General features: G+C 51.6%; 13 protein-coding genes and 1 other annotated feature. Of the genes, 7 read left to right on the top strand and 6 right to left on the bottom strand.

What is annotated here, in order from left to right; genetic code table 11:
* Window positions 1-84: 84 nt before the first annotated feature.
* The gene (gene topA, locus FEK42_RS05100; protein ID WP_130208855.1) at window positions 85-2682 is read right to left on the bottom strand and encodes a type I DNA topoisomerase; all 2598 of its coding nucleotides are present in this window, start codon (window positions 2680-2682) and stop codon (window positions 85-87) included.
* Between the two features lie 378 nt (window positions 2683-3060).
* On the opposite strand from topA, the gene FEK42_RS05105 reads away from it, so the two are divergent.
* A complete protein-coding gene (locus tag FEK42_RS05105) occupies window positions 3061-3312 on the top strand; it encodes a YciN family protein (protein WP_130208857.1) in 252 nt (83 codons plus the stop codon).
* A 35-nt stretch (window positions 3313-3347) separates the two neighbouring features.
* Here the strand turns inward: FEK42_RS05105 and sohB are convergent, their stop codons facing one another.
* Window positions 3348-4397: a protease SohB gene (gene sohB / locus FEK42_RS05110; RefSeq protein ID WP_131161800.1), complete on the bottom strand. Its 1050-nt coding sequence runs from the start codon at window positions 4395-4397 to the stop codon at window positions 3348-3350.
* Window positions 4398-4615: 218 nt separating this feature from the next.
* Between sohB and FEK42_RS05115 the strand changes: the two genes are divergently transcribed.
* Entirely contained in the window at window positions 4616-5374 is a 759-nt protein-coding gene (locus FEK42_RS05115) for a YciK family oxidoreductase (RefSeq protein ID WP_135492380.1), read from the top strand.
* Window positions 5371-5961: a cob(I)yrinic acid a,c-diamide adenosyltransferase gene (gene cobO, locus FEK42_RS05120; protein ID WP_135492378.1), complete on the top strand. Its 591-nt coding sequence runs from the start codon at window positions 5371-5373 to the stop codon at window positions 5959-5961. The genes FEK42_RS05115 and cobO overlap by 4 nt, the downstream gene beginning before the upstream one ends.
* Window positions 5962-6000: 39 nt before the next feature.
* Here cobO and rluB read toward each other — a convergent pair whose 3' ends face one another.
* The 4 genes from rluB to rnm all read right to left on the bottom strand — a co-directional run bounded on the left by rluB (window position 6001) and on the right by rnm (window position 10468).
* The gene (gene rluB, locus FEK42_RS05125) at window positions 6001-6873 is read right to left on the bottom strand and encodes a 23S rRNA pseudouridine(2605) synthase RluB (RefSeq protein ID WP_001291216.1); all 873 of its coding nucleotides are present in this window, start codon (window positions 6871-6873) and stop codon (window positions 6001-6003) included.
* 191 nt (window positions 6874-7064) lie between these two features.
* On the bottom strand, window positions 7065-8942 hold the full coding sequence (locus FEK42_RS05130) for a DUF2207 domain-containing protein (protein WP_138211759.1): 1878 nt from the start codon (window positions 8940-8942) through the stop codon (window positions 7065-7067).
* Between the two features lie 27 nt (window positions 8943-8969).
* The gene (locus FEK42_RS05135) at window positions 8970-9590 is read right to left on the bottom strand and encodes an L-threonylcarbamoyladenylate synthase (RefSeq protein WP_001516499.1); all 621 of its coding nucleotides are present in this window, start codon (window positions 9588-9590) and stop codon (window positions 8970-8972) included.
* A complete protein-coding gene (gene rnm / locus FEK42_RS05140; RefSeq protein ID WP_001285663.1) occupies window positions 9587-10468 on the bottom strand; it encodes an RNase AM in 882 nt (293 codons plus the stop codon). The genes FEK42_RS05135 and rnm overlap by 4 nt, the downstream gene beginning before the upstream one ends.
* Before the next feature lie 137 nt (window positions 10469-10605).
* Between rnm and trpL the strand changes: the two genes are divergently transcribed.
* From trpL to trpCF, 4 genes are all read left to right on the top strand, one after another.
* The gene (trpL, locus tag FEK42_RS05145) at window positions 10606-10650 is read left to right on the top strand and encodes a trp operon leader peptide (RefSeq protein ID WP_131161820.1); all 45 of its coding nucleotides are present in this window, start codon (window positions 10606-10608) and stop codon (window positions 10648-10650) included.
* Window positions 10627-10720 (top strand) — a sequence feature (Trp leader region). Its footprint overlaps the gene before it by 24 nt.
* A 21-nt stretch (window positions 10721-10741) precedes the next feature.
* Entirely contained in the window at window positions 10742-12304 is a 1563-nt protein-coding gene (gene trpE, locus FEK42_RS05150) for an anthranilate synthase component I (RefSeq protein WP_138211760.1), read from the top strand.
* On the top strand, window positions 12304-13899 hold the full coding sequence (trpD, locus tag FEK42_RS05155; RefSeq protein WP_135492376.1) for a bifunctional anthranilate synthase glutamate amidotransferase component TrpG/anthranilate phosphoribosyltransferase TrpD: 1596 nt from the start codon (window positions 12304-12306) through the stop codon (window positions 13897-13899). The genes trpE and trpD overlap by 1 nt, the downstream gene beginning before the upstream one ends.
* Window positions 13900-15261 carry a bifunctional indole-3-glycerol-phosphate synthase TrpC/phosphoribosylanthranilate isomerase TrpF gene (gene trpCF, locus FEK42_RS05160; RefSeq protein ID WP_171022631.1) on the top strand — a complete coding sequence of 454 codons (1362 nt, stop codon included), beginning with the start codon at window positions 13900-13902 and terminating at the stop codon, window positions 15259-15261.
* Window positions 15262-15265 lie beyond the last annotated feature (4 nt).

The raw sequence follows: 15265 nt of genomic DNA on the forward strand, positions 1-15265 counted from the left end.
ATAGGTATGTAGAAAAAATAATATGCAATGAAAAAGGGCCGCTTTTGCGACCCTTTGTTTATAAAAACCTGACAGACTTAAAGGTTATTTTTTCCCTTCAACCCATTTGCCATCAACATAAAATGCTGACCAGCCAGTTGCCTTTCCGTCTTTTTCCGAAGAGACATATTGCTGTTTAGTTTTGCGGCTAAAGCGAACCATTGTCTTATTACCGTCTGGATCTTGCTGCGGAGCCTCCGCCAGATAACGCAGTTTTTCCGGCAGACGGTCGCGGAAGCGATAAAGCTCTTCCACCAGCGGCGCACGCGTTTCACGAGATTTCGGGAAGGTGTTGGCAGCCAGGAACACTCCAGCAGCGCCGTCACGGAGCACGAAATAAGCATCCGATTTTTCGCACGCTAATTCTGGCAGCGGAACCGGATCTTCTTTCGGTGGCGCCACTTCTCCGTTACGTAAAATCTTACGCGTGTTTTTACACTCTTCGTTGGTGCAGGCCATGTATTTACCGAAACGCCCCATTTTCAGGTGCATTTCAGAGCCACATTTTTCACACTCAACAATCGGGCCGTCATAACCTTTAATGCGGAATTCGCCCTCTTCGATCTCGTAACCATCGCAGGTTGGGTTATTACCACAAACATGCAACTTACGTTTTGGATCGATGAGATAGCTGTCCATCGCCGTGCCGCATTTCGGGCAACGACGTTTGGCGCGCAGGGCGTTAGTTTCAGCGTCTTCGCCTTCCAGTACGTTCAGTACTTCGTTTTCCGGCACCAGGTTAATGGTGGTTTTGCAACGCTCTTTCGGCGGCAGCGCATAGCCAGAACAGCCAAGGAATACCCCGGTGCTCGCTGTACGAATACCCATTTTGCGGCCACAGGTAGGGCAATCAATGCTGGTCAAAACCATCTGGTTTGGACGCATACCGCCCTCTTCCGGATCTTTTTCCGCTTTATCAAGCTGCTGGGTGAAATCCGAGAAGAAGTGATCCAGTACGGCTTTCCATTCCGCTTCGTGATTTGCCACCTGGTCGAGGCTGTTTTCCATCTGCGCGGTGAAGTCGTAATTCATTAATTCGCGGAAATTTTCTTCCAGACGATCGGTTACGATTTCACCCATTTTTTCCGCATAGAATCGACGGTTTTCCACACGCACATAGCCGCGATCCTGGATGGTCGAAATAATCGACGCATAGGTAGACGGACGACCAATACCGCGTTTTTCCAGTTCTTTAACCAGCGAGGCTTCGCTGAAACGGGCTGGCGGCTTGGTAAAGTGCTGTGCCGGAGTCAGTTCAACAAGCGACAGAGAGTCGCCTTTATCGACTGCCGGTAAAATACGATCTTCATCGCCTTTACGCAGCGCAGGCATTACTTTCGTCCAGCCATCAAAGCGCAGAATACGTCCGCGTGCTTTCAGGCGGAAATCGCCTGCACCAACGGTCAGCGTGGTGGAATCATATTTCGCCGGGGTCATCTGGCAGGCAACAAACTGACGCCAGATTAACTGGTAAAGTTTCTGTGCGTCCGCTTCCATATCCTTCAGCGATTCCGCCATCACATTGACGTCAGAAGGACGAATTGCTTCGTGCGCTTCTTGTGAGTTTTCTTTGCTGGCGTACTGATTCGGACTTTCCGGCAGATATTTATTACCAAAATTATCGCTGATATAACCGCGAACCATATTTACCGCGTCCTGACTCAGGTTAGTGGAGTCAGTACGCATGTAAGTGATATAGCCTGCTTCATACAGACGCTGCGCCATCATCATGGTCTTTTTCACGCCAAAACCAAGACGAGTGCTGGCAGCCTGTTGCAGCGTAGAGGTAATAAAAGGAGCGCCAGGTTTGCTTGTGGTCGGTTTGTCTTCACGTTCCAGCACGCTATAGCGCGCTTTTTCCAGCAGACTTACCGCAGCCTGAGTTTGTTCTTTATTGACCGGACGGAACGGTTTGTCATTCTGATGAGTCACCTGCAAAGCCAATGCCTCGCCGGATGGCGTGGTCGTGCTGGCATCCACTTCCCAGAACTCTTCCGGTACGAACGCTTTAATTTCACGCTCACGTTCAACCACCAGGCGGACCGCCACCGACTGCACACGCCCGGCAGACAGACCACGAGCAATTTTTTTCCACAGCAGCGGAGAAACCATATACCCCACCACGCGGTCCATAAAGCGACGCGCCTGCTGGGCATTAACACGATCGATATTCAGCTCACCTGGCTTGTTAAATGCCTGACGAATCGCGTTTTTCGTAATTTCGTTAAATACCACTCGGCTATAGCGCGCATCATCACCACCAATCACTTCCCGCAGGTGCCATGCAATGGCTTCCCCTTCGCGGTCAAGGTCGGTTGCGAGATAGATGTGGTCGGCTTTTTCAGCCAGTTGTTTCAGTTCAGAGACGACCTTCTCTTTACCTGGCAACACTTCATAGTGCGCCTCCCAATTGTGCCACGGGTCAACCCCCATACGGTTGACGAGAGCGCCACGTTCATCCTTTTTAGGCTTTTTAGCCGTCTTGGTGGAGGTAGAGTCGGCACTCTTTTTGGCTGCTGAGCCACTGGTCGGCAAATCGCGGATGTGACCGACGCTGGATTTCACCACGTAGTCACTACCCAGATACTTGTTGATCGTTTTGGCTTTTGCCGGGGACTCAACGATGACAAGAGCTTTACCCATATTCACCTTACCTAATTTGATTCTTCCAGGAATGCGTCGCACATTGATAAACCTTCCACTGGCAACGAGTTACCGATATGGACTCGCTCTCTGCGGATATCAACCCCTTGTCGTGACTCTGTTCACGATAATTCAGGTGACTGAGTTAACAGGTCTGGCCTACAGGCGCTATAGCACGACGTAATTTTGGTCGAATGTCAAGCAAATCTATTGCCAGATTGACGAAAGCGTCACACTGTACCTGATAAAATCCGTTACGCAACTTTATTAGCATGCAAAATCCAAAGTTGCCAGTAAGGCGCTCTTGCCGTCAGCGTGGTATATTTGTCTGCAAGCCATGCCTGGCGTAGACTAATGTCCTTGTTTAAGGAGTAAATAATGAACAAAGAGACACAACCCATCGACCGCGAAACGCTGTTGAAAGAGGCTAACAAAATCATACGTGAGCATGAGGATACGCTCGCAGGGATTGAAGCCACCGGCGTCACGCAGCGTAATGGCGTGCTGGTGTTTAGTGGCGATTATTTTTTAGATGAACAAGGATTGCCGACAGCGAAAAGCACCGCGGTGTTTAATATGTTCAAACACCTGGCCCATGTGCTCTCGGAAAAATACCATCTGGTCGATTAAAGCAAAACGCGAGGTTTTATCCTCGCGTTTATCTTTTACATCAACGGCTTTTGCCCACGTTGCCACCAGCGTAGCAACAATCGGTCGGCGCTCTCTGCCGCGCTGCCAGTGAATCGATCGATCAACCGTTTACGCTGCATATAGCGTACATTGATCACTTCACGACCTTCCATCAGGCTAAGGATCACTTCATCACTAGTGTTGATTTCGTCAACCAGGCCTTTCTCCACCGCCTGTTGTCCGTACCAGTGTTCACCGGTTGCCACCATTTCAATGTCCAGAGACGGACGCATACGCTTCACAAAATCTTTAAATAACTGATGCGTTTCGTTCAGTTCTTCGCGGAATTTCTCGCGCCCTTCTTCGGTGTTTTCACCCAGCACTGTCAGCGTGCGCTTATACTGCCCGGCAGTGTGCAGTTCGATATCAATATCTTTGCTTTTCAGGAAGCGGTTAAAGTTGGGCATTTGCGCCACAACACCAATAGAGCCAACAATTGCAAACGGCGCTGAAACAATTTTATCCGCCACACAGGCCATCATGTAACCGCCGCTGGCAGCCACTTTGTCTACCGTAACGGTTAAAGGAATATTTTTATCGCGTAGGCGCTGCAACTGTGAAGCCGCCAGACCGTAACCATGTACCATGCCTCCGGGGCTTTCCAGACGCAGAACGACCTGATCCTGCGGTTTAAATGCCGCGAGTACCGCAGTAACCTCTTCACGTAGCGCGTTCACTTCATGGGCGTCCATGCTGCCCTTGAAATCCAGCACCCAGACTCGTGGCTTACTTTCGGCTGCCACCTCGCCCAGTTTGGCTTTTGCTTTCGCTGCCTTCGCTTCTTGCTTGTGCTTTTTCTTCTGCGCTTTGTGCCACTGTTTTTGCTGATGTGGATCCATCAGCGCCGCAGCCAGTTCTTCTTTCATCTCCTTATACTGTTCGCTGAGATTGTTGACTCGTAACTCGCCACGCTGGCGTTTATTACGTTGAGCAACATTGACAATAATGGCGGCAATAGCCGCAATCGCCACCACAACGGTGACGATTTTCGCCAAAAACAAACCATATTCAGACAACAATTCCACGAGTCCCACCTTGGTTAAACAACGCTTTGGCTCACAGTTTACAACAGGCATGTTAAGCCGTCTCGCAGAGATGTTATTGCGGCGAAAGTATGACAAAGTATTCATTTTACGGCGTTATCGCCCCAGGCTGATTGAAATGCCCTCCTGTTTCAGGCATAAAACCCCAAAGTCATAAAGTACACTGGCAGCGCGACTGTTGATGTCGTCGGGGAGTAGCCATGCATTACCAACCAAAACAAGATTTACTCAATGATCGTATTATCCTGGTGACAGGCGCCAGCGACGGCATTGGTCGTGAAGCCGCTTTAACTTATGCGCGCTATGGCGCGACGGTCATTCTGCTGGGCCGGAACGAAGAAAAATTACGTCAGGTGGCCCAGAGCATGTTCGAAGAGACAGGACGCCAGCCGCAATGGTTTCTTCTCGATTTGCTGACCTGTACGTCCGAAGACTGCCAACAACTGGCACAGCATATTGCTGTTAATTACCCGCGTCTGGACGGCGTGCTGCATAACGCCGGATTGCTCGGCGATGTTTGCCCAATGCGCGAGCAAAATCCGCAGGTCTGGCAGGACGTCATGCAGGTCAACGTTAATGCCACCTTTATGCTCACCCAGGCACTGCTTCCTTTATTACTCAAATCGGACGCCGGTTCGCTGGTCTTTACCTCATCAAGCGTTGGGCGTCAGGGGCGTGCCAACTGGGGCGCATATGCGGTGTCGAAATTTGCCACCGAAGGAATGATGCAAGTGCTGGCCGATGAATATCAGCAGCGCCTGCGCGTCAACTGCATTAACCCCGGCGGTACACGTACTGCAATGCGTGCCAGTGCTTTCCCCACCGAAGATCCACAGAAACTCAAAACACCCGCCGATATCATGCCACTCTATTTATGGCTGATGGGCGATGACAGCCGCCGTAAAACCGGCATGACCTTTGACGCCCAACCGGGCCGCAAACCAGGAATTTCCCAATGAGTGATGAACGCTACCAACAGCGTCAGCAGCGTGTTAAAGAGAAAGTTGATGCTCGCGTGGCGCAAGCGCAGGATGAGCGTGGCATTGTCATCGTCTTTACCGGCAATGGAAAAGGCAAAACCACCGCGGCATTTGGTACCGCAACTCGCGCGGTTGGCCATGGCAAAAAAGTGGGGGTCGTGCAGTTTATTAAAGGTACCTGGCCTAACGGCGAGCGCAATTTGCTGGAGCCACATGGCGTTGAGTTTCAGGTGATGGCAACGGGCTTTACCTGGGATACGCAAAATCGCGAGTCTGATACCACCGCCTGCCGTGAAGTCTGGCAACATGCAAAGCGGATGCTGGCAGATCCCTCAGTGGCTATGGTTTTGCTCGATGAGCTGACTTATATGGTGGCGTATGACTATTTGCCACTGGAAGAAGTGGTGCAGGCGTTAAATGAACGTCCAGATCAGCAGACGGTGATTATCACGGGTCGTGGTTGTCATCGGGATATTCTTGAACTGGCGGATACGGTGAGTGAATTACGCCCCGTGAAACATGCGTTTGATGCCGGTGTAAAAGCGCAGATAGGGATTGATTATTAATCTGTAAAAATGCCGGATATGACGTCCGGCATACTTTGATTAACCGTTATTACGTCCACCAGAACGACGACCGCCGCTCACCTGACTGTGACGTTTCACCGCACGACGAATCTGATTCGCCTTCATACGACGACGGTCTTTTTCTACAGCGACTTTAGAGCTGGTTTCTGGTGGTAGCTCCACCAGTTCACGCAGATAGTTAGTCTGGGCGAGATCCAGCTCCGTCCAGCCGCCGCGTGGCAGACCTTTCGGCAGTGGAATATCACCGTAACGCACACGGATCAGGCGACTTACCTGCACGCCAACCGCTTCCCACAGACGACGAACTTCACGGTTACGGCCTTCGGTCAAAGTAACGTTGTACCACTGGTTGATCCCTTCACCGCCGCTGAACTTGATGGTTTTAAAGGCTGCCGGACCATCTTCCAGCTGCACACCACGGCTTAAATCACGCAGTTTCGCGTCGTCAACCTGACCAAATACACGCACGGCATATTCACGTTCAACTTCACGGCTTGGATGCATTAAACGGTTTGCCAGTTCACCATCGGTGGTGAACAGCAACAGACCACAGGTGTTAACGTCCAGACGACCCACGGCAATCCAGCGTGCGCCACGCAGCTTCGGCAGACGGTCAAACACCGTTGGGCGCCCTTCCGGATCGTTACGGGTACACAACTCACCTTCTGGTTTGTAATAGGCCAGAACGCGACAAATTTGTTCAGCGGACTCACGTACCGAAATCAGGTGACCATCGATACGGATTTTCAGCCCAGGGGTAACTTCAACGCGATCGCCGAGTTTGGCAATTTTGCCATCAACACTCACACGACCGGCTTCAATAATAGATTCGATTTCACGGCGAGAACCGTGGCCGGCACGCGCCAGCACTTTCTGTAACTTTTCGCTCATTGAGCTTCCTTTTGGTGTCGCCTTCCCAGGCGTCTGGTATGCTTTTGTGCAACAATGAGTCAGAACTTACATCTGACTCACTGATAGTAAAGTCTGTTTGAACTCTTCAGGCCGTAGCTGGCCTGCCTTTGAGGCGGAACATCATACACGATCTTTATGGTTAAAGCTTGTTTCGATTAACATCGGCTTTATTACCAACCACCACCAGCGCCAGAACCACCACCGGAATAGCTCCGCCCCAACAAACTGGTATAGGCCCCGCAACTCAGGTGCGTCTGTAATGAGAATAAAACGCCGTTACGGGCAATCTCTGGATCGCGAATCGCCGAAGAAAGCGAAGGGGCAATGCGTAACGCCCATTCCCTCCCCAAATTTGCCGATATAGCCCAACCTAACAAAGCGTAATCCAGTTTCCGTGTTTCCCCTTTCCGCCGCCGCCCACTGTGCGTTGCCGCCTCTTTACGCGCAAGATAGTTAACGATAGCTTCACCGTGGGCATAACGTTGCTGCCCAGTTTGGGTAAACTTTGGCAGAAAAATATACCCCATGCCAGTGAGATAACCGGTCAGGACAACAGCGCTAAAATAACCCGCCGGCATATACCAGTAAAAGAATACATCTCCGACATTGATATAGAGAGAATAGAAGGCCACGCCTGAACAAATCAGTGGTAAAAACAAAGTGATGATTACACGATTAACGCAAGGCTTGTCATCATCGCGGGCCAACAAAAGCTCAAGGGAACAAAATAAAAAAGGAAGAAGCCAGCAGATCATAATAAACATATCGCCCACCAGACTCATTCCTGCCCAACCTACGGGACTCAGGTTACCGTAGAGAATGACCGCCAATATCGCCATTCCGCCCCCTTGCAAAAACGCATCAGGTCGGTAAAACGAAGACTTTTTACGCGGCAGATAAAATTTCTGCATCCGTAAAAATGCTCTGCGTAAGACTCTGTTGCGCCTCCCCGTAAGAACGACCTTATCGCCTTTACGAAATAGCGCTTCCAGTAATAACTGTTCGGTGGGCAGTAATACCGCATTATTTCTGGTCGCGCCTTCATTAACACGAATCAGGGTTCGCTGATTTTTGTCATACTGATCTTCCAGATGAATTTTTCCTTTCACAATCAGATTTACGATATCGGCACAAAAACCTTTATCGTCGTAAACCAGCTTCGCATCGAGACGTAACATGCCGGGCGTGTAATCTGGCGGAATGACATCGGTTTCAATCACATCTACCGGCGTAAATTGCGGCCTGCGCTTCCAGAGATATAACCATCCACACGCCAGGAGCAAACACGGTAACCAAATGATAAGAGACGATGTTGAGGGCCCAAAAAGATGGCTAAAAATATTCGTCGTGTGTTGTGCCGGGGCATTATCCAGCAAGGCATGAGGCCAGCGGTAGAGAACCGTGAAGTCTTCACGATAAAACGGATTGCGGGATTCAATTCTTCCGTCCTCAAGGATAAGGCCATTTCGATATGTGTCGCCCTCATCTCCGGTAAAGAGATCGATTTCACTAAATGGATTACCCGCAATATTAGAGAACTTGAGTGAAAATCGGGTCTTATAGATTTCAAACGGCCAGTTGTTACCGGTCACGTTCCAGATTAGCAGGTCAGAATCATCCTCGCGCAGGAAAGCATTTTTAACCTGATAATGAATTTGATAATGATAGTCGCCTTGAGGCAAGAAACGTTGTTTATCGCCCACGACAATACTCATTAACCCGATATGCCAGTCAAGATGCCAGAGTTCAGGAACGCCATCACGGGTGACGCCAACAATACGATAGTTCAGCAGTGCAGCATCCCCATTAGGCTGCATCCATAGTCGGGGTAAATCACGAGAAAACCCGTGCTTAATCTGCTGATTTCGCGCCTGAAAATGAATGTTCTCGTTGATGTCGAGCACCCCATCCGGTTGCAGAGTGGCTTCAACATCAAAGAGCGAGATCCCTTCTTCATATGAAGGGATCTCCGTGTTTTTCGCATAACTCAACGAAGAGAAAAAAAGCCCAACTATCAACAGCAAAATGCAGCGATATATCCCTGCCATAATCTTCCATCCGTGGAACGCAATTTTTTATAAGAAAGGCTTCACATCACCCACACCTTCACGCACCACGACCGGCGTATCATCGGTAAGATCAATGACCGTTGTCGGTTTCTGCCCGAGATAGCCGCCGTGGATAATCAAATCCACCTGTTTTTCCAGACGGTCTTTAATTTCTTCCGGATCGGATTCGGTAAATTCGCTGCCCGGTAGCATCAGCGATGTGGAAAGCATCGGTTCGCCCAATACTTCAAGCAACGCCTGCGCAATCGGGTTAGAAGGCACACGCATCCCAATGGTTTTGCGTTTTTCCTGCAACAGACGGCGTGGCACTTCCTTCGTCCCCTTCAGGATGAAGGTATAGTTGCCCGGCGTGTTGTTTTTCATTAAACGAAACGCAACGTTATCCACGAATGAATAGGTCGAAAGTTCAGAAAGATCGCGACACATCAGGGTAAAGTTGTGACCGTCCGGCAGCTGGCGAATACGACAAATACGCTCCATCGCGTTTTTATCTTCAATTTTACAGCCGAGTGCGTAGCCGGAATCGGTTGGATAAACAATCACCCCGCCTTTACGCACGATCTCCACCGCCTGGTTGATCAGACGTTGCTGCGGGTTATCAGGATGAATATAAAAAAACTGGCTCATAATTCCCTCTCTGTGGTGTTCTGCGGCTGTTCCCATAGCTGCCAGACGCCTTCAACGCCTGCGGGCAGCCAGAGTTTACGACCCAGTTCGATCCACGGGCATGGCTGATGAAAATCAGATCCTTGTGATGCCCATAAATGATGCTGGCGGGCAAGTGTCGCCAGCTGGGTACGTTCATTGGGCGATTGCTGGCACTGCGCGACTTCCATCGCGTCGCCGTGGTGTTCGGCAAAATGCGCAACCAATCTTTTCAGCCATTTAGCACTAAGATTGTACCGCCCAGGATGAGCAAGCACCGCCTTACCGCCAGAATGATGAATGACATCAATAGCTTGTTCTATTGTACACCACTGTGGCGGAACGTATCCGGTTTTCCCGCGCGCCAGATACTTTTTAAAGACATCCGCCATTGAACTGGCTTTGCCGCACTCCACCAGGAAACGAGCAAAATGACCGCGCGTCACCGCACCGCCCTGCGCCAGTCGTTGCGCGCCTTCCAGCGCCCCTGGTATTTGCGCTTTTTCAAGTCTTTCGGCAATTAGCTGCGCCCGCTGATTGCGCCGTTCTGTCTGCTGCGCGAGGAACTCACACATTAGCGGATGAGTAATATCAATATTCAGCCCGACAATATGAATTTCATGATTTTCCCAGACCGTGGAAATTTCCACGCCGGGAATAAGATTCAGCGCCAGTCCCGAACGTGAAATTTCCTCTCTTGCTGGCGCGATTGCAGCTGTGGTGTCATGGTCGGTGATCGCCAGAGTGCCGACGCGCATCTCGACCGCACGGTGCACCAACGCCTCTGGCGTCAGGCAGCCATCGGAAGCTGTGGTATGGCTGTGCAGGTCGTAAATCACTGCGTAATTCGTGTCGCTCAAGGCGCACTCCCGTTTTGGATAATGTTTTTGGCGCCGACATCATAACGGTTCTTGCAAATATTCTGAAATGAGCTGTTGACAATTAACCATCGAACTAGTTAACTAGTACGCAAGTTCACGTAAAAAGGGTATCGACAATGAAAACGATTTTCGTACTGAAAGGTTGGTGGCGCACTTCCTGAAACGGGCAGTGTATTCACCATGCGTAAAGCAATCAGATACCCAGCCCGCCTTATAAGCGGGCTTTTTTTTGAACAAAATTAGAGAATAACAATGCAAACACAAAAACCGACTCTCGAATTGTTAACCTGCGAAGGCGCTTATCGCGATAATCCCACCGCGCTTTTTCACCAGTTGTGTGGGGATCGTCCAGCAACGCTGCTGCTGGAATCCGCAGATATCGACAGCAAAGATGATTTAAAAAGCCTGCTGCTGGTAGACAGTGCGCTGCGCATTACAGCTTTAGGTGACACTGTCACAATTCAGGCGCTTTCCGGCAATGGCGAAGCCCTGCTGACACTACTGGATAACGCCCTGCCTGCGGGTGTGGAAAATGAACAATCACCAAACTGCCGCGTACTGCGCTTCCCCCCTGTCAGTCCACTGCTGGATGAAGACGCCCGCTTATGCTCCCTTTCGGTTTTTGACGCTTTCCGCTTATTACAGAATCTGTTGAATGTACCGAAGGAAGAACGAGAAGCAATGTTCTTCGGCGGCCTGTTCTCTTATGACCTTGTGGCGGGATTTGAAGATTTACCGCAATTGTCAGCGGAAAATAACTGCCCTGATTTCTGTTTTTATCTCGCTGAAACGCTGATGGTGATTGACCATCAGAAAAAAAGCACCCGCATTCAGGCAAGCCTGTTTGCTCCCAATGAAGAAGAAAAACAGCGTCTCACTACGCGCCTGCACGAGTTGCGCCAGCGACTGACCGAAGACGCGCCGCCGCTGCCGGTGGTTTCCGTGCCGCATATGCGTTGTGAATGTAACCAGAGCGATGAAGAGTTCGGTGGCATAGTGCGTTTGTTGCAAAAAGCGATTCGCGCCGGAGAAATTTTCCAGGTGGTGCCATCTCGCCGTTTCTCTCTGCCCTGCCCGTCACCGCTGGCGGCCTATTACGTGCTGAAAAAGAGTAATCCCAGCCCGTACATGTTTTTTATGCAGGATAATGATTTCACCCTGTTTGGCGCGTCGCCGGAAAGTTCGCTCAAGTATGACGCCACCAGCCGCCAGATTGAGATCTACCCAATTGCCGGAACACGTCCACGCGGTCGTCGTGCCGATGGTTCACTGGACAGAGACCTCGACAGCCGCATCGAACTGGAAATGCGGACCGATCATAAAGAGCTGTCTGAACATCTGATGCTGGTGGATCTCGCCCGTAATGATCTGGCACGCATTTGCACCCCCGGCAGCCGCTACGTCGCCGACCTCACCAAAGTTGACCGTTACTCTTACGTGATGCACCTGGTCTCCCGCGTTGTCGGTGAGCTGCGCCACGATCTCGACGCCCTGCACGCTTATCGCGCCTGTATGAATATGGGGACGTTAAGCGGTGCGCCGAAAGTACGCGCTATGCAGTTAATTGCCGAAGCGGAAGGTCGTCGACGCGGCAGCTACGGCGGCGCAGTAGGTTATTTCACTGCGCATGGCGATCTCGACACCTGCATTGTGATCCGCTCGGCGCTGGTAGAGAACGGAGTCGCCACCGTGCAGGCCGGTGCTGGCGTGGTACTTGATTCTGTTCCGCAGTCGGAAGCCGACGAAACCCGTAATAAAGCCCGCGCTGTACTGCGCGCTATTGCCACCGCGCATCATGCACAGGAGACATTCTGATGGCTGACATTCTGCTGCTCGATAATATCGACTCTTTTACTTACAACCTGGCAGATCAGTTGCGCAGCAATGGTCATAACGTGGTGATTTACCGCAACCATATTCCGGCGCAGACCTTAATTGAACGCCTGGCGACGATGAGCAATCCGGTACTGATGCTTTCTCCTGGCCCCGGTGTGCCGAGCGAAGCCGGTTGTATGCCGGAACTCCTCACCCGCCTGCGCGGTAAGCTGCCAATCATTGGCATTTGCCTCGGACATCAGGCGATTGTCGAAGCTCACGGGGGTTATGTCGGTCAGGCGGGCGAAATTCTTCACGGTAAAGCGTCGAGCATTGAACATGACGGTCAGGCGATGTTTGCCGGATTAACAAACCCGCTGCCGGTGGCGCGTTATCACTCGCTGGTTGGCAGCAACATTCCGGCAGGTTTAACCATCAACGCCCATTTTAATGGCATGGTGATGGCGGTGCGTCACGATGCGGATCGCGTTTGTGGGTTCCAGTTCCATCCGGAATCCATTCTTACCACTCAGGGCGCTCGCCTGCTGGAACAAACGCTGGCCTGGGCGCAGCAGAAACTAGAGCCAACCAACACGCTGCAACCGATTCTGGAAAAACTGTATCAGGCGCAGACGCTTAGCCAACAAGAAAGCCACCAGCTTTTTTCAGCGGTGGTACGTGGCGAGCTGAAGCCAGAACAGCTCGCGGCGGCGCTGGTGAGCATGAAAATTCGCGGCGAGCACCCGAACGAAATCGCCGGAGCAGCAACTGCGCTACTGGAAAACGCCGCGCCGTTCCCGCGCCCTGATTATCTGTTTGCCGATATCGTCGGCACCGGCGGTGACGGCAGCAACAGTATCAATATTTCGACCGCCAGTGCGTTTGTCGCCGCGGCCTGTGGGCTGAAAGTGGCGAAACACGGTAACCGCAGCGTCTCCAGTAAATCTGGCTCGTCGGATCTGCTGGCGGCGTTCGGTATTAATCTTGATATGAATGCCGATAAATCGCGCCAGGCGCTGGATGAATTAGGCGTCTGTTTCCTCTTTGCGCCGAAATATCACACCGGATTCCGCCACGCGATGCCGGTTCGCCAGCAACTGAAAACTCGCACCCTGTTCAACGTGCTGGGGCCACTGATTAACCCGGCGCATCCTCCGCTGGCGTTAATTGGTGTCTACAGCCCGGAACTGGTGCTGCCAATTGCCGAAACCTTGCGTGTGCTGGGGTATCAACGCGCAGCGGTGGTGCACAGCGGCGGGATGGATGAAGTTTCCTTACACGCGCCGACAATCGTTGCCGAACTGCATGACGGCGAAATTAAGAGCTATCAACTGACCGCTGAAGATTTTGGCCTGACGCCCTACCACCAGGAGCAACTGGCTGGCGGAACACCGGAAGAAAACCGTGACATTTTAACACGCTTGTTACAAGGTAAAGGCGACGCCGCCCATGAAGCAGCCGTCGCGGCGAATGTCGCCATGTTAATGCGCCTGCATGGCCATGAAGATCTGCAAGCCAATGCGCAAACCGTTCTTGAGGTACTGCGCAGTGGTTCCGCTTACGACAGAGTCACCGCACTGGCGGCACGAGGGTAAATGATGCAAACCGTTTTAGCGAAAATCGTCGCAGACAAGGTGATTTGGGTAGAAGCCCGCAAACAGCAGCAACCGCTGGCCAGTTTTCAGAATGAGGTTCAGCCGAGCACGCGACATTTTTATGATGCGCTACAGGGTGCACGCACGGCGTTTATTCTGGAGTGCAAGAAAGCGTCGCCGTCGAAAGGCGTGATTCGTGATGATTTCGATCCGGCACGCATTGCCTCGATTTATAAGCATTACGCTTCGGCAATTTCGGTGCTGACTGATGAGAAATATTTTCAGGGGAGCTTTGATTTCCTCCCCATCGTCAGCCAAATCGCCCCGCAGCCGATTTTATGTAAAGACTTCATTATCGATCCTTACCAGATCTATCTGGCGCGCTATTACCAGGCCGATGCCTGCTTATTAATGCTTTCAGTACTGGATGACGAACAATATCGCCAGCTTGCAGCCGTCGCCCACAGTCTGGAGATGGGTGTGCTGACCGAAGTCAGTAATGAAGAGGAACTGGAGCGCGCCATTGCATTGGGGGCAAAAGTCGTTGGCATCAACAACCGCGATCTGCGTGATTTGTCGATTGATCTCAACCGTACCCGCGAGCTTGCGCCGAAACTGGGGCACAACGTGACGGTAATCAGCGAATCCGGCATCAATACTTACGCTCAGGTGCGCGAGTTAAGCCACTTCGCTAACGGCTTTCTGATTGGTTCGGCGTTGATGGCCCATGACGATTTGAACGCCGCCGTGCGCCGGGTGTTGCTGGGTGAGAATAAAGTATGTGGCCTGACGCGTGGGCAAGATGCTAAAGCAGCTTATGACGCGGGCGCGATTTACGGTGGGTTGATTTTTGTTGCGACATCACCGCGTTGCGTCAGCGTTGAACAGGCGCAGGAAGTGATGGCTGCGGCACCGTTGCAGTATGTTGGTGTGTTCCGCAATCACGATATTGCTGATGTGGTGGACAAAACTAACGCGTTATCGCTGGCAGCAGTGCAACTGCATGGTAATGAAGATCAGCAATATATCGACGCACTGCGTGACGTGCTGCCCGCTAACGTTGCCATCTGGAAAGCATTGAGCGTCGGTGAAACTCTTCCCGCGCGCGATTTTCAGCACGTCGATAAATATGTTTTCGACAACGGCCAGGGTGGAAGCGGGCAACGTTTCGACTGGTCACTGTTAAATGGTCAATCGCTTGGCAACGTCCTGCTGGCGGGTGGCTTAGGCGCAGATAACTGCGTGGAAGCGGCACAAACCGGCTGCGCCGGGCTTGATTTTAATTCTGCTGTAGAGTCGCAACCGGGCATTAAAGACGCACGCCTTTTGGCCTCGGTTTTCCAGACGCTGCGCGCATATTAAGGAA

It is taken from the genome of Escherichia sp. E2748 (assembly GCF_005781125.1).
GTDB lineage: Bacteria > Pseudomonadota > Gammaproteobacteria > Enterobacterales > Enterobacteriaceae > Escherichia.